This is a genomic window from Streptomyces sp. NPDC005496 (assembly GCF_042872045.1).
Lineage (GTDB): Bacteria > Actinomycetota > Actinomycetes > Streptomycetales > Streptomycetaceae > Streptomyces.
In genome coordinates this window covers 494,578-517,371 of sequence record NZ_JBIAJQ010000007.1, presented here as the reverse complement: position 1 = coordinate 517,371, position 22,794 = coordinate 494,578, and the positions used below count along the sequence as shown (strand labels likewise).

22 protein-coding genes are annotated in these 22,794 nt (G+C 70.4%); 8 read left to right on the top strand and 14 right to left on the bottom strand.

Translation table 11 applies throughout. The features are described from left to right. Positions 1–121: 121 nt before the first annotated feature. Positions 122–667 carry a GNAT family N-acetyltransferase gene (locus tag ACFYQQ_RS24075; RefSeq protein ID WP_355789962.1) on the top strand — a complete coding sequence of 182 codons (546 nt, stop codon included), beginning with the start codon at positions 122–124 and terminating at the stop codon, positions 665–667. Between the two features lie 34 nt (positions 668–701). Here ACFYQQ_RS24075 and ACFYQQ_RS24070 read toward each other — a convergent pair whose 3' ends face one another. The 7 genes from ACFYQQ_RS24070 to bla form a co-directional block, all read right to left on the bottom strand. After that, complete coding sequence (locus ACFYQQ_RS24070; protein ID WP_388905048.1) at positions 702–2,246, bottom strand: type VI secretion protein; 1,545 nt, start codon at positions 2,244–2,246, stop codon at positions 702–704. 72 nt (positions 2,247–2,318) lie between these two features. Continuing rightward, a complete protein-coding gene (locus tag ACFYQQ_RS24065) occupies positions 2,319–3,743 on the bottom strand; it encodes an ATP-binding protein (protein WP_356169717.1) in 1,425 nt (474 codons plus the stop codon). A gap of 14 nt (positions 3,744–3,757) precedes the next feature. Beyond that, positions 3,758–5,317 carry an SCO6880 family protein gene (locus ACFYQQ_RS24060; RefSeq protein WP_355779642.1) on the bottom strand — a complete coding sequence of 520 codons (1,560 nt, stop codon included), beginning with the start codon at positions 5,315–5,317 and terminating at the stop codon, positions 3,758–3,760. Further along, positions 5,314–6,639, bottom strand: coding sequence for a hypothetical protein (locus tag ACFYQQ_RS24055; RefSeq protein ID WP_355779644.1), 1,326 nt, complete (start codon positions 6,637–6,639; stop codon positions 5,314–5,316). Before ACFYQQ_RS24055 ends, ACFYQQ_RS24060 begins: the two co-directional genes overlap by 4 nt. Further along, the gene (locus ACFYQQ_RS24050) at positions 6,629–7,480 is read right to left on the bottom strand and encodes a hypothetical protein (protein WP_355779648.1); all 852 of its coding nucleotides are present in this window, start codon (positions 7,478–7,480) and stop codon (positions 6,629–6,631) included. Before ACFYQQ_RS24050 ends, ACFYQQ_RS24055 begins: the two co-directional genes overlap by 11 nt. A 186-nt stretch (positions 7,481–7,666) precedes the next feature. Further along, the gene (locus tag ACFYQQ_RS24045) at positions 7,667–7,975 is read right to left on the bottom strand and encodes a hypothetical protein (protein WP_099503752.1); all 309 of its coding nucleotides are present in this window, start codon (positions 7,973–7,975) and stop codon (positions 7,667–7,669) included. Positions 7,976–8,393: 418 nt separating this feature from the next. Next, positions 8,394–9,167 (bottom strand): class A beta-lactamase, encoded by a 774-nt coding sequence (gene bla / locus ACFYQQ_RS24040; RefSeq protein ID WP_388905051.1) that lies wholly within the window; start codon positions 9,165–9,167, stop codon positions 8,394–8,396. Between the two features lie 420 nt (positions 9,168–9,587). On the opposite strand from bla, the gene ACFYQQ_RS24035 reads away from it, so the two are divergent. The 3 genes from ACFYQQ_RS24035 to ACFYQQ_RS24025 all read left to right on the top strand — a co-directional run bounded on the left by ACFYQQ_RS24035 (position 9,588) and on the right by ACFYQQ_RS24025 (position 12,614). Then, complete coding sequence (locus tag ACFYQQ_RS24035; protein WP_355779651.1) at positions 9,588–10,349, top strand: serine protease; 762 nt, start codon at positions 9,588–9,590, stop codon at positions 10,347–10,349. A 332-nt stretch (positions 10,350–10,681) separates the two neighbouring features. Further along, entirely contained in the window at positions 10,682–11,689 is a 1,008-nt protein-coding gene (locus ACFYQQ_RS24030) for a bifunctional lytic transglycosylase/C40 family peptidase (RefSeq protein WP_355779653.1), read from the top strand. Between the two features lie 220 nt (positions 11,690–11,909). After that, positions 11,910–12,614: a phosphatase PAP2 family protein gene (locus ACFYQQ_RS24025; RefSeq protein ID WP_355779656.1), complete on the top strand. Its 705-nt coding sequence runs from the start codon at positions 11,910–11,912 to the stop codon at positions 12,612–12,614. A gap of 6 nt (positions 12,615–12,620) precedes the next feature. Here the strand turns inward: ACFYQQ_RS24025 and ACFYQQ_RS24020 are convergent, their stop codons facing one another. Further along, complete coding sequence (locus ACFYQQ_RS24020) at positions 12,621–14,186, bottom strand: FAD-binding oxidoreductase (RefSeq protein WP_388905047.1); 1,566 nt, start codon at positions 14,184–14,186, stop codon at positions 12,621–12,623. A 205-nt stretch (positions 14,187–14,391) separates the two neighbouring features. Continuing rightward, positions 14,392–14,556 (bottom strand): hypothetical protein, encoded by a 165-nt coding sequence (locus tag ACFYQQ_RS24015; protein WP_356169702.1) that lies wholly within the window; start codon positions 14,554–14,556, stop codon positions 14,392–14,394. A 121-nt stretch (positions 14,557–14,677) separates the two neighbouring features. Between ACFYQQ_RS24015 and ACFYQQ_RS24010 the strand changes: the two genes are divergently transcribed. After that, positions 14,678–15,520 (top strand): hypothetical protein, encoded by an 843-nt coding sequence (locus ACFYQQ_RS24010; RefSeq protein WP_356169700.1) that lies wholly within the window; start codon positions 14,678–14,680, stop codon positions 15,518–15,520. A 116-nt stretch (positions 15,521–15,636) separates the two neighbouring features. Continuing rightward, a complete protein-coding gene (locus ACFYQQ_RS24005; RefSeq protein ID WP_355783919.1) occupies positions 15,637–15,825 on the top strand; it encodes a hypothetical protein in 189 nt (62 codons plus the stop codon). A 93-nt stretch (positions 15,826–15,918) separates the two neighbouring features. Here ACFYQQ_RS24005 and ACFYQQ_RS24000 read toward each other — a convergent pair whose 3' ends face one another. Next, complete coding sequence (locus ACFYQQ_RS24000; RefSeq protein ID WP_355783922.1) at positions 15,919–16,275, bottom strand: metal-sensitive transcriptional regulator; 357 nt, start codon at positions 16,273–16,275, stop codon at positions 15,919–15,921. A 236-nt stretch (positions 16,276–16,511) separates the two neighbouring features. On the opposite strand from ACFYQQ_RS24000, the gene ACFYQQ_RS23995 reads away from it, so the two are divergent. Continuing rightward, positions 16,512–17,132, top strand: coding sequence for a DUF47 family protein (locus tag ACFYQQ_RS23995; protein ID WP_355783925.1), 621 nt, complete (start codon positions 16,512–16,514; stop codon positions 17,130–17,132). 7 nt (positions 17,133–17,139) lie between these two features. Further along, positions 17,140–18,138 (top strand): inorganic phosphate transporter, encoded by a 999-nt coding sequence (locus ACFYQQ_RS23990; RefSeq protein WP_355783928.1) that lies wholly within the window; start codon positions 17,140–17,142, stop codon positions 18,136–18,138. A gap of 137 nt (positions 18,139–18,275) precedes the next feature. On the opposite strand, the gene pstB is transcribed toward ACFYQQ_RS23990, so the two are convergent. The 4 genes from pstB to pstS all read right to left on the bottom strand — a co-directional run bounded on the left by pstB (position 18,276) and on the right by pstS (position 22,398). After that, positions 18,276–19,052, bottom strand: coding sequence for a phosphate ABC transporter ATP-binding protein PstB (gene pstB, locus ACFYQQ_RS23985; RefSeq protein WP_355783931.1), 777 nt, complete (start codon positions 19,050–19,052; stop codon positions 18,276–18,278). A 46-nt stretch (positions 19,053–19,098) separates the two neighbouring features. Beyond that, positions 19,099–20,163 carry a phosphate ABC transporter permease PstA gene (pstA, locus tag ACFYQQ_RS23980; RefSeq protein ID WP_356169695.1) on the bottom strand — a complete coding sequence of 355 codons (1,065 nt, stop codon included), beginning with the start codon at positions 20,161–20,163 and terminating at the stop codon, positions 19,099–19,101. Then, positions 20,160–21,167: a phosphate ABC transporter permease subunit PstC gene (gene pstC / locus ACFYQQ_RS23975; RefSeq protein ID WP_355795725.1), complete on the bottom strand. Its 1,008-nt coding sequence runs from the start codon at positions 21,165–21,167 to the stop codon at positions 20,160–20,162. Before pstC ends, pstA begins: the two co-directional genes overlap by 4 nt. A 100-nt stretch (positions 21,168–21,267) precedes the next feature. After that, entirely contained in the window at positions 21,268–22,398 is a 1,131-nt protein-coding gene (gene pstS, locus ACFYQQ_RS23970) for a phosphate ABC transporter substrate-binding protein PstS (RefSeq protein ID WP_355794343.1), read from the bottom strand. Between the last annotated feature and the right edge of the window lie 396 nt (positions 22,399–22,794).

The window sequence follows — 22,794 nt, the reverse complement described above, 5'->3', positions numbered from 1 at the left end:
GGACCCTGTGGGAGAGTAGGACGCCGCCGAACAAATTTTGAAAGAGAACCCCCGTACCGGGGATACCGGTACGGGGGTTTTCTGCGTTGTACGTGAATTCCCGCGGTATTACGGTGGCTGCATGACCCACGTGATCCGTTCCATACGTGCCGACGAATGGCCCGCCGTGAAGGCGCTCCGGCTCGCCGCGCTCCAGGACCCCGTCGCTCCCATCGCCTTCCTGGAGGCGTACGAGGAAGCTGCTGCGCGACCCGACTCGTACTGGCGGGAGCGGGCCGCCGGGGCCGCCGAGGGCACGACGGAGCGTCAGCAGTTCGTGGCCGAGGGGCCGGACGGGGAGTGGGCCGGCTCGCTGACCGTGCTCGTCGAGAAGGCCGGGACGCACGATCCTTTCGGGGGCGCGGTCGAGGAGTCCCAGGGGCACGTCGTCGGGGTGTTCGTGCGCGACGGGCAGCGCGGCAACGGGCTGATCGGCGCACTGCTCGACGCGGCCCTGGAGTGGTCCTGGGGGCTCGGCCTGGAGCGGGTGCGGCTGTTCGTCCACGAACGCAACTCCCGTGCGGAGGCGGCCTACCGCAAGGCCGGCTTCGTACCCACCGGAGCGACGGCCGCCGTGCCGGGGAACCCCGAGGAGCGGGAGATCGAGTTCGAGGTCAGGCGGCGCTGACCGTGAGGGCGGACCGCTGAGCGGACGGGCGTCCTCAGACCGGGAGGTCGTACTGCGGCCAGCGCGAGCGGCTCTGTTCCTGTGACCGCAGCAGGGCCAGCGTGGGCAGGCCCCGCTCCGCTCCGCCGGTGAGCAGATCCGGGAGCTGGGGGAGCGGGGCGACCGCGGCGACGTCGTCAAGGACGAGCGTGAGTGGTGGGTCGAGGCGACCGGAGGATGACCGTTCGGCCATGCGCCGGCCGCGCTCGACCACGCTTGAGGCGAGGGCCGTCAGGAGCGGCATCGCGCCGGGATTCGCCTTGGGGTCCTCGATGGGTTCACCGACCACATAAAGCGTGCCCCCTTCGTTGACGAAGGAATCCAAGGTGAGTGCATCAGTTCGGTTGGGAGTGCAGGACTCGCGCACGTTCACCGTGAAGAGCGAGGACAGCGCTCTCGCCGTCAACTCCTGGGCGATGTCGCGGCGTTCGGGGTGCGAGGTGAGGGCCGCCTCCAGTTCGCCCGCCGAGCCCGCGGCGGCCTTCGGGTTCGTGCGCAGGGCCCGTACGGCGTCCTGGACCTGGCTGCCCTGGGCCCAGCGGTGGACGTGGCGGATGGCCTTGCCCTCGACCGCGGCCGCGTGCAGGTAGCTGCGGAGGAGCGTTTCCGCCACGTCGGCCATCGCCTGGTCGACCTTCGCTCCCGGGCGTACCGGGGCGAGGAGAGCGGCGGCTCTCGCCCTGGCGGTGTCCCGGTCCTCGCAGCCGGCCGCGGGGGACCAGTGGAGGCGGGCCGGGGTGTCGCACAGGTGCGCGGGGTCGTAGAGCAGGACGGGGCCGAGCTTGGCCCGGGCGTCCTTGGTCTCCGACCAGACGGCGGGGCTGGAGGTGATGACGAGGGCGGCGCCCTCCGCGTCCCGCACCGCCTGGACGGCGAGGGGGTGGCGGGTGTCCGGGGGGCCGAGGAAGACGGGGCTCCGCTGCGGGGGCACCAGGGGGGCCGGGGTGTCCCAGCCGGCGACGGGGGACGGGACGGCGGGAGGCATCGCGCTCAACTGTGTGAGGGGTTCCGGCGCGGTCTGCTCCAGGGGCTGTGCCGGGCGCTCCGGCCGTGGTGCCGGGTCTTCCCGTCCGGGCGCCCCTTCCAGCCGCTCCAGGGGCGCTGGGGCCTGCTTGGCGGGGTCCTCCCGGACGGTCAGGCCCTCGGTCGGCTCCGGGAGTTGAGCGGCGCGTCTCTTCGGCTTCGTCGCGCGCCAGCGGGCCACCGTGCCCATGACGAAGACCGTGAGCACCACGAGGATCATCAGCTGGCCGATGAACAGGCCCCAGAACAGGCCGTAGCCGGAGAGTTGGCCGCCGGGGGTGTCCGGCCAGGCGCCGGGGATGTCGTGCGGGCGGCCGATGAGGTGCCGCATGGCCAGCGGCGTACGGCCGAAGGTCACGGCGTCCGGCCAGACACCGTGGGCGAACAGGCCGGCGAGGCCCGTCGCCGACCACACCATCAGCGTCATGCCGAGGAGGAACGCGAGGATCCCCACCAGCAGACCGTCGGGAATGCCTCCGTCGCCCTCGGGGCGAGGGGCGCGTTCGTCCCGTCTCATCTCACGCCGCCGTTCTCGCGTCTCGTGCCGGCGTCGTACGCACGCCGTCTCCGGCACCGGTCATGCCGTCGTTCATGCCACCGTGGACTCGGACGAACCGTCGAGGTCGTTCAGGTGCTGTTCCATGAAGGCCGCGGCCCGCTCCTCGGCCTCCAGTTCCGCGGCGCGCAGGGCGTCGTGGGCGAGGTGGTCCTCGGAGGACTCGGTCATCGCGCGGTCCGTGAACACCAGTGGCCGTTCGGTCTCCGTGATCAGGTGCTTGACCACCTGGACGTTGCCGTTCACGTCCCACACCGCGATGCCCGGGGTGAGGCTCGGGATGATCTCGACCGCCCAGCGGGGCAGCCCGAGGACCCGGCCCGTCATCCGTGCCTCGTCCGCCTTCTGGGCGTAGATGGTCCGCGTCGACGCCATCTTCAGGATCGCCGCCGCCTCCTTGGCCGCCGCCCCGTCCACCACGTCGGACAGGTGGTGGACCACCGCCACGAAGGACAGACCGAGCCGGCGCCCGAACTTCAGCAGCCGCTGGAACAGCTGGGCGACGAAGGGGCTGTTGATGATGTGCCACGCCTCCTCGACCAGGAAGATGCGCTTCTTGCGGTCGGGCCGGATCCACGTGTGCTCCAGCCACACGCCCACGATGGCCATGAGGATCGGCATCGCGATGGAGTTCCGGTCGATGTGGGACAGGTCGAAGACGATGAGCGGGGCGTCCAGGTCGATGCCGACCGTCGTCGGGCCGTCGAACATGCCCCGCAGGTCACCGTCCACCAGCCGGTCCAGGACCAGGGCGACGTCGAGCCCCCAGGCCCGTACGTCGTCTATGGCGACGTTCATCGCCTCGGCCGACTCCGGCTCGGGGTGGCGCAGTTGCTCGACGATGTCGGTGAGCACCGGCTGGCGCTCGACGATCGTCTCGTTCACGTAGGCGTGCGCGACCTTCAGCGCGAAGCCGGACCGCTCGTCCAGGCCGTGGCCCATCGCGACCTCGATGATCGTCCGGAGCAGCGCGAGCTGCCCGGTCGTGGTGATCGCCGGGTCGAGCGGGTTGAGCCGGATCCCCATGTCCAGGGCGGCCGTGGGGTCGAGCCGGATAGGAGTTATGCCGAGTTCCTCGGCGATGAGGTTCCACTCGCCGACGCCGTCCTCGCCCTGGGCGTCCAGGACGACGACCTGCCGGTCGCGGAACCGCAGCTGGCGCATGACGTACGTCTTCTCCAGCGCCGACTTGCCGTTGCCGGACTCGCCGAGCACCAGCCAGTGCGGAGCGGGGAGCTGCTGGCCGTAGAGCTGGAACGGGTCGTAGATGTAGCCCTTGCCGGAGTACACCTCGCGTCCGATGATCACGCCGGAGTCGCCGAGGCCGGGTGCGGCGGTCGGCAGGTAGACCGCCTGGGCCTGGCCCGTCGACGTACGCACCGGCAGGCGGGTCGTCTCGACCTTGCCGAAGAGGAAGGACGTGAAGGCGTCCGTGAGGACGGAGAGCGGATCCCGCATCAGTGCATCAGCCCCTACCTGCGGATTCCGGTGGCGAACGGCAGTGTGTTCACAAACGCGCGGTGGTGCTCGCGGTCGCACCATTCCAGCTTCAGGTACGACTTCCCGGCCGACGCGCGGATGGTCCGCTTGTCGCGGGCGAGCGCCTCGGGGTTGCGCGAGGACACCGTGATGTAGCCGACGAGGTTCACGCCGGCGGCACCGCTGGCGAGGTCCTCGCCGCGCTGGTCGAGACGGTTGTGGGAGGCGATGTCACGCGGGTCCACGGTGCGGTTCATCTTGGCGGCGCGGCTGGCCTCCGCCTCGTCGTTCGTCTTCTCGGTCAGCATCCGCTCGATGGCGACCTCGGTGGGTTCGAGGTCCATCGTGACGGCGACCGTCCGGATGACGTCCGGCGTGTGGACCAGCAGCGGGGCGAGGAAGTTGACGCCGACGGGGGTCATCGGCCACTCCTTCACCCAGGCCGTGGCGTGGCACCAGGGCTCGCGGGTGGAGGACTCGCGGGTCTTCGCCTGGAGGTACGTCGGCTCCATCGCGTCCAGCTCGGCCGGCCAGGCGTTGCGCTTCGTCATCGCCTGGATGTGGTCGATCGGGTGGTCCGGGTCGTACATGGAGTGCACGAGCGAGGCGAGACGGCCCTGCCCGAGCGGCTGCCGTACGCGGATGTCCGCTTCCTGGAGCCGGGAGCAGATGTCGGTCAGCTCGCGCGCCATGACGACGGCGAGCCCCGCGTCCCGGTCGAGCTTCCTGCCGCCGTGCGGCCGGGCCGCGCGGGCCATGGCCTGGGCCTCGGCGGCGAGTTCGCGCGAGTAGTGCATGCAGGCGACGAGGTACGCGCGGTGCTGCTCGCTGCTGGTGGACACCATCGACTGGAGCTGGTCGTACGACTGCTGGAGCCAGCCGGGTGCCCGGTCGTCCCCGCGTACGGCGACGTCCTTGGCGTGGGCGTCCGGGTCGGCGGGGAGCGTGCGGGCGAGCATCTGGATCCTGGTGACGAAGCCGTCGCCGTTCGCGACGTGCTTCAGCAGGGTCCCGAAGCGGTCGACGAGGGCCTCCTGGTCCTCGCTGTCCCGCAGGCCGACGCCGGGGCCCTCGATCTCGATGGCGGCGGTGACCGTACGGCGGTCGGCGTGCAGCAGCACGGCGATCTCGTCCGGCCCGAAGGGGGCCGCGAGCCAGCTGATGCGGCCGATGCCCGGCGGGGGGCCGATCTCGACCTCGCGTCCGTCGATCCGGGTGCCGGCCTCCATGACGTGGGACCGGTAGGCGGTGCCCCGGCGCAGGGAGCGCTTGTAACTGCGGTTGATCTCGAACCACTTGTAGAAGGTCCGCCGCTTGTACGGGACGTACACCGCGGCGAGCGCCAGCAGCGGGAAGCCCATCAGGAGCACGATGCGCAGGGCGAGGACGGGGACGAGGAGTCCGCACATCATGCCGAGGAACGCGCCCACGATGATGAGCGCGATCTCGCCCGACTCGCGGTTCCGGCCGACGATCGCGTTCGGCCGGGCGCGGCCGATCAGATATGTACGGCGGGGCGTGACCGGATGGGACACGTGGGACTCGGTCGTCAACGCCCTTCACCTCCCGTGCGGTTGGTACTGCTGTTGCGGGCGTTGCTCGCGTGGGGGGTGTTGGCCGGGCTGGTACGCGGCGGGGGTGCGGCGGAGGGGACAGATCCGCCGCCTCCCGCGGGCGTACGCGTGCTGTGCGCGGCCACACCGCCGGACGCGGGGTTGGCGGGACGGGGGGACGACTGGCCGCCGCCTCCACCGCCGCCGCTGTCGGTGCGGGTGCTGTGGGTCTTGATGCCCTGGGCGACGAGGGTGGCCGGCGAGCTCATCACGGCCGCGGCCTTGCCTTCGGCGCCCTGCATGATGCGGTTGTTGCGGGAGTTGGCGATCTCGTCGCCGAAGCCGGGGACGAAGCGGTAGATCATGCCGCTCGCGAAGATGGCCAGCAGGATGATGGCGAGGCCGGAGACGATCGCGGCGAGCGAGTCGGGGCCGCCGTCGGAGGCGAGCGCCCCGGCGAGGCCGAGGACGATCACGATCACCGGCTTGACGAGGATCACCGCGATCATCACGCCCGCCCAGCGGCGGACGTGGCCCCAGAGGTTCTTGTCGACGAGTCCCGCGTAGACGACGACGCCGAGGAGGGCGCCGACGTACAGCAGGACCGCGCGCAGGTACAGCTCCAGGTAGAGGACTCCGGCGGCGACGATCGAGATCAGCGAGACCAGCATCAGCATGATGGGGCCGCCGCCGATGTCGTCGCCCTTGGCGAGGGCCTCGGAGAACGTGCCGAAGAACGCGTCGGTCTGGTTGCCCGTCGTCTTCGCCAGCACGTCGCTGACGCCGTCCGTCGCCGAGACGACCGTGTAGAGGATCAGCGGCGTGAAGGCCGAGGCCAGCACGGTCAGCCAGAGGAAGCCGACGGCCTCGGACAGGGCGGTGGTGAGCGGGACGCCCCGCACCGCCCTCTTCGCGACCGCGAGCAGCCACAGCAGCAGCGTGAGGATCGTCGACGCGGCGAACACGACGGCGTACTGCTGGAGGAACTTGGGGTTCGTGTAGTCGACGTTGGCCGTCTCCTTCACGGCCTCCGAGAGCTTGTCGACGGTCCAGGAAGCGGCGTCGGCACAGCCCTTGGCCAGGGAGGAGAGGGGGTCGAGGGGGGAAGTGAGATCGGGCCCGTCGGTCCCACCCCGGGTCGCCCCACGCCGGTTGTCACCGCGCTCGCAGTAGTTCTTGGCGGGGCCGCGGATCAGGTCGCAGGGGTCATTGCTCGGAGTCGGGGTGGGGGCGGCGAAAGCGCGTGTGGCCAGCAGTACCGACGTGGCCTGAACGGCGGTCACGACACCGGCGATCTTGAGTACGCGATGGCTAGCGGGCATACGTGAACCCTCCGTACTCCTGGACGGCCTTCGTCATGTCATCGGCGGTGGAGGCTTTCTGGTCGCGTCCGACCGGCACGGGACCGTCCTTCTGCGTGAAGTCGGTGACCTTCCAGTCACCGTTGATCCACTTCAGTTCGTACGTGGTCGTGTACCAGCTCTCGGACACAGGGTTCGTAGACCCCTCGCCGGACAGACCGAACAGCGACGTGTACCAGAGTTCGACCTTCGCGCTGTCGGTGGTCGAGGCCGTGACCTTGGTGCCTACCGGGATGATGCGTGAGACGAAGGTCTGTCCACTGGGCGCGGAGCCGTCCTTGCTCAAGCCGATGTTGGTCAGGAACTTCTCGCTCGAGTACGCCTTGTCGAAGTCGTCCTGCCGCGCGGCCGCGACTTCGGGCGCGTACACGGTGTCGACGATCACGTGCCGCTGAGCGGTGTTGAACATCCCCGTCGAACCCAGCGCGACCCCGTAATTGCTGGCGGCGGACTCCGCGCCCTGCTGGTCGTGTGCGTACCCCGTGGGGATGTCCCCCGTCTTCGACTGGACCGGGCGTTCCCCGGAGGGGGCCGTCGGGGCGGTCTCCGCCTTGTCGCCGCCGCCCGACCCCGAAGGGGCGTCGTCCTCGCCGCGGTTCGCGAAGGCGATCGCCGCGATGAGCAGGACGACGACACCGACGACGGTGATCAGGCTCCGGGACGAGGACCGGCCCCGCCGGGCACCGCCGTAGACGTCGCCACCCCGGTCGGGCAGCCGCGTCCGGGTCTGCCCGGAGCCGCCGTACCCGCCGTCGTCACCGCGGGAGGTGTCACCGTAACCATGATCGTCACCGAGACTCATACCGCGCACGCCCCCTCGACCTCGTACCGAAACGCCTCGTACCGAAACGCGTAGCAGTACGACGGTAGCCGTGCTGGTTCCCGCGCGGGCGCGGTGTGGTGACTGGACATCAGGGAAACGCAACCTCAGCCGGTGGGCACGACGGACGGGTGGGTCGGAGGGGGCACCGGGCGCGCCCGGCCGGGTCTAGACGGCCATGCCGTAGACGATGGTGAAGAGCGTGCCGAGGGAGCCGATGATGAAGACCCCCGTCAGTCCCGCGATGATGAGGCCCTTGCCCTGCTCGGCGCTGAAGGTGTCGCGCAGCGCCGTCGCGCCGATCCGCTGCTTCGCGGCACCCCAGATCGCGATCCCGAGGCACAGCAGGATGGCGACCGCCATCACGACCTCGATCATCACCTTCGCCTCGTTGCCCAGGCTGCCGAAGGGCCCCCAGTCCGGAGCGATCCCGCCGATGATCGTGGTGATGTCGCCCTTTTCGGCTGCGAAAAGCATGTAAGTCACCGCCCCTTGTGGGTAGTTCTCTCCACCCCCTGCCACTGCGCAGAGGTCAGCTCATTCTCGCCGACAAAGACGCTGTCGTATGTCGACTTGACGTCATTGGTTGGCGGGTTTCGTGCGAATCCCTTGCCCGCCGTCCCGCGGGGCACCCTCTCGGGAGCGCGGGACGGATGGCAAGGGGTCGTATGGTCACTCTGTGTATCACGGCAGGTCACGCCGGGCAATGAAGTCGAACCGGAACCTGTCGTGTGGTTCCGTCGTTAACCCCTTTTACGCCTCGGGACCCTCCCGGGGCGGTCCGCGGTGCGGACGGAAACTGACCGGCCCGTTCCGGGCGGTGCCTGTCCGATACAGAGGTTATCTCCGGATCCGGAACCGGGCGACAAGGGGGAGCGGGCGGACCGACGCCCTCTCAGGTCACCGCCGTGGCAAGGACGTCGGCCGTCCCGGCCACCAGCTCGTCGTCGGGGGCGGCGTCCCGCGCGGGCTTCGTGGTGAGGACGGCCAGGACGACGGGGGTGCCGTCCGGGGTCCAGGCGATGCCCACGTCGTTCGCGGTGCCGTGGGAGCCGGTGCCCGTCTTGTCGGCGATGGACCAGTCCGCGGGCAGGCCCGCGTGGAAGCGCTTGGTGCTGGTCGTGTTCCCGAGGAGCCAGGCCGTCAGGCGGGTGCGGTCCCGCTCGCACAGGGCGTCGCCCAGGGTCAGGCGGGCGTAGGTGCGGGCGATGGCCGCCGGGGTGGTGGTGTCCTCCCGGCGCCAGGGCTCCGCCGTGTTCAGTTCCGGCTCCCAGCGGTCCAGGCGGGTCCGCCGGTCCCCGAGCGAGCGGCAGAACCGGGTGACGGCCGTGGGCCCGCCGAGCTCGCGCAGCAGCAGGTTGGCCGCCAGGTTGTCGCTGTAGCGGATCGCCGCGTCGGACAGTTCGGCGATGGTCATGCCGGCGGCGACGTTCTCGGGCTTGACGGTGATCGCCCCGCCTCCGGCGGCCGCCACGTCCGCGGCGGTGTAGTGGAGCCGCCGGGCGAGCGTCTCGCCGTGCCGGTCCAGGTCCCGCAGGACGGCGGCGACCGCGAGGGTCTTGAACACCGAGCACATGGGGAAGCGTTCCCCGGCCCGGTGGCCGACGGTCCTCCCGGTCCTCAGGTTGTGGGCGAACGCGCCCACCCTGGCGCCGTGACGTTCCTCCAGCTCCCGCAGACGGGAACGGGCGTCCCGGGCGCCGGGGTCGGCGTGCGCGGAGCCGGCGGTGAGCGCGAGCGCCGCCGTGGAGGTGACCGCTGCGGCCGTGGTGAGCAGGGTGCGGCGGGTTGTCGTCGGTTCTAAGATCGCTCGGTCCTCCTGTACGCGTGCGAAGTGGCCGGTCTCGCCTGTCCGTACGCCTCGTACGCCGGCGTCCCACTTCTCCTAGGTGGTAGGGACGACGGTCGTGGGGTCACCGGTTTCACGGTGGCGTACGGGGAGGGGTGACCCCGCCGGGGCGATTCGGGGTGCGGGCGAGGGCGTCCGTCATGGGTGCGTGCGGGGTTCGGGGCTTACCGGATGCCTGTCGGCCTTTGCTCTCCGGGTCGCGGAGATTTTTCCGGGGGGCTGGGTCAAAGTGGACGGGTGATGCGGCGCACCACTCGTCCCGGGAGTCCACGGCGGCACGCTCTGTCCGCCGTGGTCCTCGTGCTGGCCGCCACGACCTCCTCGGTGGCCGCCGCGGACGACGGCGTCGGACCGCTCGGGGTGACCGTGGACGCGCCCGCGACCTGGCCGACGGCCCGCGTCGGCGCCCTGTTCCGCGGCACGGGCGCCCTGGCGGGCGGCCACTTCTGCACGGCGTCCGTGGTGCACAGCGAGGGACGGAACCTGATCGTCACCGCCGCGCACTGCCTGGACGGCGGCGGGAGGTTCCGGTTCGCGCCCGGCTACCGGGACGGCAGGGCGCCGTACGGCGTCTGGGACGTCGGCAGGACGTACGTCGCCGAGGCGTGGCGGCGGGACCGCGACGAGGACAGCGACCTCGCGTTCGCCGTCGTGGACGACCTGGCGGGGCTGGAGGTCGAGGACGTCGTCGGCGGCAGTCCCCTCGCCATCGGGCAGGCCACCGGGGCGACCGCAGTGACGGTGACCGGGTACCCGAGGTCCCGCGAGGTGCCGGTCACGTGTACCGCGAGGCCGAGCGCGCACAGCGGCACCCAGCAGCGCGTGGAGTGCCCCGGCTTCACCGGCGGCACCAGCGGCAGCCCGTGGGTCAACGGCGACGGGCGGGTCGTCGGCGTCATCGGCGGCCACGAGGAGGGCGGGAACACGGCCGACGTCTCCTACAGCGTCGTCCTCGGCGAGGAGGCGGCCGCGCTCCACCGCACGGCGTCCGCCGAGCGGTGAGCCCGGCGGGACGGGCGGACTCCCCGGGCGGGGCGCGAGGAGCCGGTCACCCTCCGGGGGAGAGGGTGGGACGGCCACTTCCCGGAAGGCACGTGAGAGCCGGCGAAACCCCCGGTGTTGATCCGCCGTCACATCCCGGACTGTGTACGCCGGAACGCGACGAAGCCGATTTTGGCGTGTAACCGTCTTGCGTGGCGTGCGGACCGCGTCCGGACCGATCGTGCCGCCAGGACCCGTCCGCCACGTGCGGTTTCTTCTCGTGCGTGATCATCCCGCGCCGCCGGGGCCGCCTCTACACTGACGTCGGCGGACTCCTGTGCGGTGAGGGGCGGTTGACGGTGCGTAAGGCTGGGGTCGTGGCGCTCGCCGCCGCGGGGGCGGGGCTCAGCCTCGTGATGCTGCTCGTCGCGGGCGTCTACCTCGTCGCCGGGAACCTCACCAACGGCGTGGGCGGCGGCTCGGTCGGGCTCGCCAAGGGCGCCGTGCCGGCCGCTTACCAGGACCTCGTGAAGAAGTGGGGCAACCTCTGCGACGCGATCAACCCCGCGCTGCTGGCCGCCCAGCTGTACCAGGAGAGCGGGTTCAACCCGCGGGCCAAGAGTCCGGCGGCGGCGCAGGGGATAGCGCAGTTCATCCCCGGTACGTGGGCCACGCACGGGGTCGACGGCGACGGGGACGGCGACCGGGACGTCTGGGACCCGAACGACGCGATCCCCTCGGCCGCCTCGTACGACTGCACCCTCGCGAAGTACGTGAAGGACGCCCCGGGGAACCAGACCGAGAACATGCTCGCCGCCTACAACGCGGGCGCGTACGCGGTCATCAAGTACGGGGGCGTGCCGCCGTACAAGGAGACGCAGAACTACGTGAAGACGATCACGACGCTGGAGAAGAGCTTCGCCGCTCCGGTGACCCGGGTCGATCCGTCCGAGCAGGCCGCGGGGGCCATCTACTACGCGCAGAAGAAGCTCGGCACCCCCTACCTCTGGGGTGGCAACGGCACCGCCGACCAGGGCGGACGCTTCGACTGCTCGGGGCTGACGAAGGCCGCGTACGAGAGTGTCGGCGTCACGCTGCCGCGCGTCGCCAACGACCAGTACAACGCCGGTCCGCACCCGAGCCGCGACGAACTGCTGCCCGGGGACCTGGTCTTCTTCTCGGACGACCTGACCAATTCGCGGACCATCCGGCACGTGGGCATCTACGTCGGCGGCGGGTACATGATCGACGCACCGCGCACGGGTGCCGTCATCCGATTCGACCCGGTCGACACCCCCGACTACTTCGGTGCGACCCGAGTGACGGAAGATGGCGCGAAAGCACTCCCCACGGCGGTCTGAAACCTGCCGGAATCAACCCTCTGAGCTGCGGCGATGGATCTCTCTTCGGTAACGTCTGCGTGATCATTCGGTGGAGGGTGGAACGTACGGAAGGGGACTGTGCGTTCCTGTTGACGTAACGCGTGTCCAGACAGAGGAACGCGGTTCACGGGGGTGGCACCGAGCGGCGCACGAGCGTGTGCGGCCGTGGGAGAAAAGACGACGAAGGGGCCTCAGCGCAATGGCTGGACTCGCCGATTCCGGTTCCAACCCCGACGTCAGCCTGCTCTACGACATCAATGGCCTGGCCAAGGACGCGCCGCACTGGTTCGACCGCGTCATGGAGTTCGTGGGCGAGTACGGCCTGCTGCTCGCCATGGTGCTGCTCGTGCTCTGGTGCTGGTGGACGGTCCGGCGGCGCGGCGGGGAGAACGCGGCGCCCTCGGTGGCCGCGCTGGTCTGGGCGCCGCTGGCGGCCGGGATCGCCGTCCTGGTGAACGTGCCGATAAGGGGTTTCGTGGAGCGCCCGCGGCCCTTCGTCGACCACCGCGGACTGGACGTGCTGGTCTCCGGGAAGACCGACTTCTCGTTCGTCAGCGACCACGCCACGCTCACCATGGCGATGGGCGTCGGACTCTTCGTCGCGCACCGGAAGTTCGGCCTCGCCGGCATCGGCCTCGCGCTCCTGGAGGGCTTCTGCCGGGTCTACATGGGCGTGCACTACCCGACGGACGTCGTCGGCGGGTTCGCGCTCGGCACCGCCGTCGCCCTGCTGCTCTCGCCGCTCGCCATGGCCCTGCTGACACCGGTCGTCCGGGCGGTCGAGCGGTCCCCGCGGGCCGGCCGGCTGGTCCGGGCCCGCGGTGGGGTGCCCGCGGAGCGGGACGCGCTCATCCCGGGGGCCGCTCTCACGGAGCGGCCCGAGGACCGGGACCTGGCCGCCTGAGCGGCGTCAGAGCGCCTGGGGGAAGGTGAAGAAGCGGTCCGGGTCGTACTGCTTCTTCAGCGCCGTCAGGCGGGGGGCCGCGTCGCCGTAGTACGCCTTGCGCCAGTCGGTGAGGGTCGGGTCCGTGTAGTTCTGGTACGCGGCGCCCGAGGCGTGCCGGGACATGGCGTGGTGGGCGGTGTCCAGCCAGCCCTGGGCGGCGGTGCCGGAGGTGCCCGCCCGCCACGAGGCGATGTACTGGGCGAGCATCCGGGAGCGCCGGTGGACGAAGGCCGTCGCCGTCGGTGAGACCCGGTTGACCGCTCCGCCCAGCGCGGTGAGCGCGATGCTGCCGGAGCCGCCGCGGACGCCCGCCATCTGCGTCAGGAGCGTCTGCACCCCGGCCGCCGGGATCGAGCGGTCGAAGAAGTCCGAGCGGGCCGCGTAGGTCTCCCGGCCCAGGGCGCCCCGCGGACTGCGGCCCGGGGTCGAGCCCGGCAGATGGCACTGGGCGTCCTCGGCGAACGCGGAGCAGCCCGCGTACACCTCCATCGACTCCTCGTACGAGCGCCGCTTGAGCGAGACGCTGCGGGCGGGGGCGCCGATCCGGTCGGCCAGCCGGTCCACGGCGTTCTGGAGCTCGCCGTACGTGCCGAGGGAGAACGCCGAGACGGAGACCGTGGGGGTGCCGCCCGGTGCGCTCGCGAGGTGGCAGGACGACCAGATCTCGTCGGGCTGGTCCGGCCCCCACTCCTGCCAGGCCTTCAACGCGGCGGCGGCCCTGGACCACGGCCAGGACATGTACGCCGTCACGCACTGGGGCGCCGGACGGGTCCGGAAGCGCAGTTCGGTGACGACGCCGAAGTTGCCGTTGCCCGCGCCCCGCAGGGCCCAGAAGAGGTCCTTGTGCTCGCTCGCGCTCACCGTGAGCTGCTTGCCCGCGGCGGTGACCAGGGTCGCCCCGGTGAGGTTGTCGCAGGTGAGGCCGTACGCCCGGGAGACGACGCCGTGGCCGCCGCCGAGGGTGAGGCCCGAGACGCCGACGGTCGGGCAGGAGCCGGCGGGGATCGTGACGCCCTTCGCGGCCAGCGCCCGGTACACGTCGATCAGCTTGGCCCCGGCGCCGATGACGGCCTCGCCGCCCGAGGCGCGGATGCGGCTCAGTTTCGAGACGTCGACGACCAGACGGCCGTTGCCGGAGGACCAGCCCGCGTAGGAGTGGCCGCCGTTGCGGATCGACACCTTCACGCCGTGGGCGCGGGCGTAGGCGAGGGCGGTGCGGATGTCGTCGGTGTGGGACACGTAGGCGACGGCGGCGGGCTTCAGGGTGTCGAAGCGGGTGTTGTAGAGCTGGTGGGCGGCCGGCCAGGAGCCGTCGCCCGGGCGTATCAGGGGGCCGTCGAGGTCCCTGGCCAGGCCGGTCCAGTTCGCCGCCGCCGCCGCGGCGTGGGTGGCCGTGGTCGTCGTGGTGCGGGACGCGGTCCGTTCCGCGGCGCCGCCGCCGGCGCCCGCCCTGTCGTGGCCGCTGCACGCGGTCGTGGCCGCCGCCGTCAGTGCGGCGGTGGCCCCGCCTATGAATGTGCGCCGGTACATGTGTGCCCTCCCGATGGCTCCCGCTCCCCTGGGACGAGACGGGGTGGCGGACCCGGGGGTTCCCTCCCGGGCCGTACGGCCGCCGCGGTGAGGGGGTTTGGGCCTCTACGCCCCTTTTCGCCCCGCTCCCGGAGGTCGCACCCCCAGGACACTCCTGTCGCCCGAGGCGCCCGGCGCAAACCCCGGGGCGGTCCGGGAGGGTGGGTCAGCCGGACTCGGCGTGGGTCGCCGCGTCCGTTCTTGCCAGGCTGCGGGCCCTTCGCGCCGGACCGCGCCAGCCGCAGGTGCAGCGGGCCAGGCAGAAGCGGCCCTGCTCGATCGTCGTCGTGCGGTGTTCCCGGGAAGCGTCCACATCGTTCTGCTGCGCCACGCCGACACGTTACCCAAGGCAAGTGAACGGCCGGAGTACGCGTGACGGGGACTGATACCCGTCGTTAACCGGGTCACAGGGGGCCCGTAGACGGATGGACCGGCTTGGGGGTAGGCAGGCGATGGTGGAGCGGGAGCACAGGCGGACCGGACCGGCGCTCGTCGCCGTCGTCACCGCGCTGGGGGTCGCGGTCTGCGGTACCGGGTGTGCGGGCGGCGGGGCGGTCGCCGAGGACGGGCGCACCGGCGCCGACGCCGTCGAGGTGCTGCGGGGATCGGCCGCCGCGCTGGTGCGAGCGGGTAGCTCCAAGGCCCGTACGTCGATGGAGATGGCCACCGGCGGGACACGCGTCACCATCCGCGGCGAGGGTGTGTACGACTTCGAAGGACGCCTGGGACGGCTGAAGGTGATGCTCCCTCAGGATCCGGCGGGCGCCCCCGGTCACCGGCCCATCACCGAACTCCTCGCGCCGGGTGCCCTGTTCATGAAGAACCGGGGCGCCGGGGTGCCCGCCGACAAGTGGGTGCGCGTCGAGACGGCCGGCCTCTCCGACGGGAACCTGGTGACGGGCGGGGCCACCGACCCGTTCGCCGCGGCGGAGTTGCTGCGCGGGACGCGCACGGCGACGTACGTCGGATCGACCGAGGTCGCGGGCACCCCGGTCCGGCACTACCGCGGCACCGCCGACCTGGTCGTCGCCGCGAAGGAGGCCTCCGACGGGCACCGGCAGGCGCTGAAGGCGGCGGCGAAAGGGTTCGCCACGGTCGAGGTGCCCTTCGACGCCTACCTCGACGACGAGGGGCGCGTCCGCAAGGTCCGGCACCGCTTCAGCTTCGTGAACGGCGTGCGCAAGGACGCGGTCGCGGTCGCCTCGACGACTCTGCTGTACGCCTTCGGGACGCCGGTGGACGTGCGGCTCCCCGGGTCCGCCGACATCTTCGCGGGCCGGATCGCGGAGCCGTAGGGCATCGTGGAGGCGCGGGAGAGGCCGGAATGCGCGGGGCCGGAAATGGTCCGTTGGTGCCATGCGCGTCGTGTAGGCCGCTCCCTACTCTAGGAAGCCGGTGACGGCAGGAAGAGGTGAGGTACGTGGCTCCGGTCGGCGGTACGGCGGTTCAGGACCACGTGGCTCTCGCCGAGATCGAGCTGTGCGGAGAACTGATCATCGCGGCCTCGGCCGCCGACGAGGACCGGCTCAGCCTGGAGAGTATCGACGCGGTCCTGAAAGTGGCCGAGGAGCGCGCCCTCCGCGAGGACGCGCACTCCTAGTCTCCGCGAGTACGCACACTCCTGGCTCTCGGCGAGGATGCGCACCCCGAGAGACACCGCCGCCGACCGCCGGGCCGGGGCACGCCCCGGGGCTCAGGTGCGCAGCAGCCGGCCGATGGCCTTCGTGGCCTCCTCGACCTTCGCGTCGATCTCGGCGCCGCCCTTGACTGCCGCGTCCGCGACGCAGTGGCGCAGGTGCTCCTCCAGGAGCTGGAGCGCGAAGGACTGCAGCGCCTTGGTGGAGGCGGAGACCTGGGTGAGTATGTCGATGCAGTAGACGTCCTCGTCGACCATGCGCTGGAGGCCGCGGATCTGGCCCTCGATCCGGCGCAGCCGCTTGAGGTGCTCGTCCTTCTGCTTGTGGTACCCGTGCACACCCCGGTCGTGGTCCGTCGGGGCGTCCTCGGGCCGGCCGGAGGGCGCCGTCGCGCCGGCCTCGGTGGTCGTCATCGCGTCCTCCTGCTGATCCGGCGGCAAACCTGTCTGGTTCGCCGGTTACATATACCCCTGGTGGGTATATGGTATCGAACTTCACGGGGTATGTGGCCCTTGCCCGGCGCCGGGACCGGGACCCCGTGCGGAGCACTGTGCCCGATGGGCGACACTGGGGGACGGCCGGTTAGCCGTGGCCGGATGATGCGCCTAGCATCAGCCTGACCGAAACAAAAGGACCCCGAGGACCCCACGTGCGCTTTCGTCTGACCCCCAGGGAGACGAGCTTCTACGACATGTTCGCCGCATCCGCGGACAACATCGTCACGGGCTCGAAGCTCCTCATGGAACTGCTCGGGGCGGACTCCTCCGCCCGGGCCGAGATCGCAGAGCGTATGCGGGCCGCGGAACACGCCGGTGACGACGCCACGCACGCGATCTTCCACCAACTGAACTCCTCGTTCATCACGCCGTTCGACCGCGAGGACATCTACAACCTCGCCTCGTCCCTCGACGACATCATGGACTTCATGGAGGAGGCCGTCGACCTGGTCGTGCTGTACCAGGTCGAGGAGCTTCCCAAGGGTGTGGAGCAGCAGATCGAGGTGCTGGCCCGCGCGGCGGAGCTGACCGCCGAGGCCATGCCGAACCTGCGGACCATGGACAACCTGACCGAGTACTGGATCGAGGTCAACCGCCTCGAGAACCAGGCCGACCAGATCCACCGCAAGCTGCTCGCCCAGCTCTTCAACGGCAAGTACGAGGCCATCGAGGTGCTGAAGCTCAAGCAGATCGTGGACGTGCTGGAGGAAGCGGCGGACGCGTTCGAGCACGTGGCGAACACGGTGGAGACCATCGCCGTCAAGGAGTCCTGACCTCTTCATGGACACCTTCGCACTGATCGTGACCATCGGGGTCGCGCTCGGATTCACGTACACGAACGGATTTCACGACTCGGCGAACGCCATCGCCACGTCGGTCTCCACGCGGGCGCTGACCCCGCGGGCGGCGCTCGCCATGGCCGCGGTGATGAACCTCGCCGGTGCCTTCCTCGGCAGCGGGGTCGCGCACACCGTCAGCAAGGGCCTGATCGAGACGCCCGAGGGCTCGAAGGGGATGGGCATCCTCTTCGCGGCGCTCATCGGCGCCATCGCCTGGAACCTGGTGACCTGGTACTTCGGCCTGCCGTCGTCCTCGTCCCACGCGCTGTTCGGCGGACTCGTGGGCGCGGCTCTGGCCGGCGGCACGGGTGTCATCTGGTCCGGCGTCCTGGACAAGGTCGTCATCCCGATGTTCATCTCGCCGGTGGTCGGCCTGCTCGTCGGCTATCTGGTGATGTGCGCGATCATGTGGCTGTTCCGCCGGTCCAACCCGCACAAGGCCAAGCGCGGTTTCCGGATAGCCCAGACGGTGTCGGCGGCCGGCATGGCGCTCGGGCACGGTCTGCAGGACGCCCAGAAGACGATGGGCATCGTGGTGATGGCCCTCGTCATCGGCGACGTGCAGGGCTCCGACGACCCGATCCCGGTCTGGGTGAAGATCGCCTGTGCCGTGATGCTGTCGCTCGGCACCTACGCCGGCGGCTGGCGGATCATGCGGACGCTGGGACGCAAGATCATCGAGCTGGACCCGCCGCAGGGCTTCGCCGCGGAGACCACGGGGGCGTCGATCATGTTCGCCACCGCGTTCCTCTTCAAGGCGCCGATCTCCACGACGCACGTCATCACCTCCGCGATCATGGGCGTCGGCGCGACCAAGCGCGTCAACGCCGTGCGATGGGGCGTCGCGAAGAACATCATCCTGGGCTGGTTCATCACCATGCCGGCGGCCGGTGTCGTGGCCGCGGTGAGCTTCTGGATCGTGAACGCGGCGGTGCTGTAGGGGGTCGCGCTCCGCGCTTCTCCTCCTGCTCCGCGCAGCAAGCGGGCCCTCCCCTGATTCAGGGGAGGGCCCGCTTCTTTGTCCTCGCGGTGGCACCGCCATGCAGCACCGCGAGGGGCTGGGGGAGGAGGTCCGGCTCAGCCGAAGCGGCCGGAGATGTAGTCCTCGGTGGCCTGGACGGACGGGTTGGAGAAGATCCGCTCCGTGTCGTCTATCTCGACGAGCTTGCCGGGGCGGCCGACCGCGGCCAGGTTGAAGAAGGCGGTGCGGTCGGAGACGCGGGCGGCCTGCTGCATGTTGTGCGTCACGATGACGATCGTGAAGCGCTCCTTGAGCTCCCCGATCAGGTCCTCGATGGCGAGGGTGGAGATCGGGTCCAGGGCCGAGCAGGGCTCGTCCATCAGCAGGACCTGGGGCTCGACCGCGATGGCGCGGGCGATGCACAGACGCTGCTGCTGGCCGCCGGACAGGCCCGAGCCGGGCTTGTTGAGGCGGTCCTTGACCTCGTTCCAGAGGTTCGCGCCCTTGAGGGACTTCTCCACGACGTCGTTCAGCTCGGACTTCTTGTACGAGCCGTTGAGGCGCAGGCCCGCCGCCACGTTGTCGAAGATCGACATGGTGGGGAAGGGGTTGGGGCGCTGGAAGACCATGCCGACGGTGCGGCGCACGGCGACGGGGTCGATGCCCTGTCCGTACAGGTCCTCGTCGTCCAGGAGGACCTTGCCCTCGACGCGGCCGCCGGGGGTGACCTCGTGCATGCGGTTCAGGGTGCGCAGGAAGGTCGACTTGCCGCAGCCGGAGGGGCCGATGAAGGCCGTCACCGAGCGCGGCTCGACCGTCATCGAGATGTCTTCGATCGCCTTGTGGGCGCCGTAGTAGGCGGTCAGCCCGCTTACGTCGATTCGCTTGGCCATGTGGATCACTGCTTCTTTCGAAAGGTTCGGGTCGCTGATGGCCGCGTCAGCGGCCCGTCTTCGGGGCCTTCCAGCGGGCGATGCCGCGGGCCGCGAGGTTCAGGATCATGACGAAGGCGATGAGGGCGAGTGCCGCCGCCCAGGCCCGGTCGTAGGCCGCGCCGGAGCCGGCGCTGTTCGCGTACTGCTGGTAGATGTACAGCGGCAGCGAGGCCTGCGGGTCCTCGAAGGGGTTGCTGTTGATGAATCCGGTACCCCAAACGAGGAGCAGGACGGGCGCGGTCTCACCCGTGATGCGCGCCACCGCGAGCATCACACCCGTGATGATGCCGCCGATCGAGGTCGGGAGCACCACCTTGATGATCGTGCGCCACTTCGGCACGCCGAGCGCCAGGGACGCCTCGCGCAGCTCGTTCGGGACGAGCTTGAGCATCTCCTCCGTGGAGCGGACCACCACGGGCATCATCAGGATCGCCAGGGCGAGCGAACCGGCGAAGCCGGAGTAGCCCATGTCCAGGATCAGGATCCAGAAGCTGAGGACGAAGAGGCCGGCGACGATCGACGGGATGCCCGTCATGACGTCGACGAAGAAGGTGACGGCCTTGGCGAGCCCGCCCCGTCCGTACTCGACCAGGTAGATCGCGGTCAGGACACCGACCGGCACGGCGATCAGGGTGGCGATGCCGACCTGCTCCAGCGTGCCGAGGATGGCGTGGTAGATGCCGCCGCCGGGCTCGGTGTCGGCGACCACGCCCATCGAGTGGGTCAGGAAGTAGACGTCGAAGACCTTGATGCCGCGCTTGGCGGTCTCCCAGATCAGGGAGGCCAGCGGGATCACGGCGATCAGGAAGCAGACCCAGACCAGGCTGGTGGCGACGCGGTCCTTGGCCTGCCGGCGGCCCTCGACGCGCGCCGCGATGGCGTACGTGCCGAAGACGAACAGGAGCGCGGCGATCAGGCCCCACTGGACGCGGCTGTCGAGGCCGCCGGCCAGGCCGATGCCCACCGCGAGGACGACGGACCCGGCGGCGATCCCCCACGGGGACCATTTCGGCAGCTGCGCGCCGCGGAGGCTGCTGGGGCGCTTGTCGGTGACGGGTGCGTGGCTCATGCGTTGGCCCCCGAGTACTCCTTGCGGCGGTTGATGATCATGCGCGCCGCGCCGTTGACCACCAGCGTGATGACGAACAGGACGAGACCGGAGGCGATGAGCGCGTCCTGTCCCAGTTCGGTGGCCTCGCTGAACTTGCTCGCGATGTTCTGGGCGAAGGTGCCGCCGCCCGGGTCGAGCAGGCTGGCGTTGATGTCGAAGGTCGGGGAGAGCACGGTGGCGACGGCCATCGTCTCGCCGAGCGCGCGGCCGAGGCCGAGCATCGAGGCGGAGATCACGCCGGAGCGGCCGAAGGGCAGCACCGACATGCGGATGACCTCCCAGCGCGTGGCGCCGAGGGCCAGCGCGGCCTCCTCGTGCATCTGCGGGACCTGGCGGAAGACCTCACGGCTCACGTTCGTGATGATCGGCAGGATCATGATCGCGAGCAGGATGCCGACGGTGAGCATCGAGCGCGGGGCGCCGCCCTGCCACTCGAAGATGCCGGTCCAGCCGAAGTAGTGGTCGAGCCAGCCGAAGAGGCCGCTCATGTGCGGCACCAGGACGAGGGCGCCCCACAGGCCGTACACGATGGACGGGACGGCGGCGAGCAGGTCGATCACGTACGCGATGGTCCCGCCGAGCTTGCGCGGCGCGTAGTGCGTGATGAACAGCGCGATGCCGACCGCGACCGGGACCGCGAGCGCCATGGCGATGATCGCCGAGACGACCGTGCCGAAGGCGAGGACCGCGATGCCGAAGTACGGCGGCTCGACGTTGGTGTTCCACTCGAAGGTGGTGAAGAAGTTGGCTTCGTCCTTGCTGATCGCGAGGGACGCGCGGTAGGTGAGGAAGGCCGCGATGGCGGCCATGATCACCAGGAGGAAGATGCCGGACCCGCGGGAGAGACCGAGGAAGATCCGGTCTCCGGGGCGGGTGGCACCGCGGGCGGCGTTCTTCTGCTCGGCCGCGGAAGGCTGGGGGGCAGGGGGCGGTGCCTCTGCGGTACGCGTAGATATGTCCATCAGGATTCTCCGGTCTGCGGAGCCGGTTCGGGTGGCGGCTCCAGGCGGCGGTGCACCGGACGGTGCGGCCCGCCTCGGGGAGGCGGGCCGCACACTCAGGTCAGCTCAGGCCCGCGATGGTCTCGCGGACCTTCGTGATGATCTCGTCGGGGATCGGGGCGTACTTGGCGTCGGCCAGCTGCTGCTGGCCCTGCTCGCTCGCGATGTACGTGAGGAAGGACTTCGTGGCGGCCAGGGTGTCGGCCTTGTTGCCCTTCTCGCAGACGATCTCGTAGGTGACCAGGGTGAGCGGGTAGGCGCCCTCCTCGGTCGGCTTGTAGTTCAGCTCCAGCGACAGGTCCTTGCCGGTGCCGGCGACCTTGGCGGTGGCGATGGCCTTCGTGGCGTTCTCCACGCTGGCCTTGACGGGCTCGGCGGCCTCGGTCTTGAGGTCGACGGTGTTGATGCCGTCACCGGCGTAGGAGAGCTCGAAGTACGAGATCGCGCCCTCGGTCTGCTTGACCTGCTGGGCCAGGCCCGAGGAGCCCTGAGCGGACTGGCCGCCCTTGGCCTGCCAGGCCTTGCCGCCCTCGTACTTCCAGTCGGAGGGGGCGACGGCCTTCAGGTACTTGGTGAAGTTGTCCGTGGTGCCGGAGTCGTCCGAGCGGTGGAACGTCTGGATCTTGGTGCTCGGGAGCTTGGCGTCGGCGTTCAGCTTGGCGATCGCCTCGTCGTTCCACTTGGTGATCTTGCCGTCGAAGATCTGGGCCAGCGTGGCGGCGTCCAGCGTCAGGCTGTCGACGCCCGGGACGTTGTAGCCGACCGCGATCGGGCCGCCGACCATGGGCAGGTCGATGGCCGCGTTGTTGTCGCAGGCCTTCTTCGCGGCGGTGACCTCTTCGGGCTTCAGCGGCGAGTCGGAGCCCGCGAAGGCCGTCTGGCCCTGGGTGAACGCCGTGATGCCGGCGCCCGAACCCGTCGGGTTGTAGTTGATCTGCACGCCCTTGCAGGAGGCCGAGTACGCCTTGATCCAGGCGTCGATCGCGTTCTTCTGCGCGGAGGACCCGGAGGCCTGGAGCTGGCCCTTGGCGTCGTCACACTTGATGGCGCTGTTGCCGGCCGTGGCCGAGGAGCCGCCCTCGTTGCTCTTGCCGGTGTCGTCCGAGCCGCACGCCGTGAGGGCCAGGGCGCCGGAGACGGCGACAGCACCGAGGGAGAGGGCGCGAAGCCGGTTCTTGCGCTGAAGCTTCACTTTCGGGAGTTCCTTCCAGGAGCCGCCTACAGATGGCGGCGCGCGAGATCGGTGTCATGCGGGCGCCACATCCAGGAAGCGGTCCGCACCGGGTAAGGCCGAAATTAGGCAGAACAGGTGAAGCCGCCGACTGGCGTGAGTGAACGGGGGGTGAACCCCTGAGGGCGGTGCGGTGAGGTCACGGAACGCTTACGTCGAGGACACGGGTCGGTTTCGGACAACTCGGGTGACTCCGGTCGCCGCGCAAACACTAGGCAACCGGACACCGACATCCGGGTTTCCACGCTCGCCGACGGCCTTGCGGGGGCCCGGATACCTCCGCCTGCCGTACGTCCGCGCGGTCGTCCCGGCACCCGGGGTGCCTCCGCCGCCGTACGGGCCTGGCCGTCTCGGCGC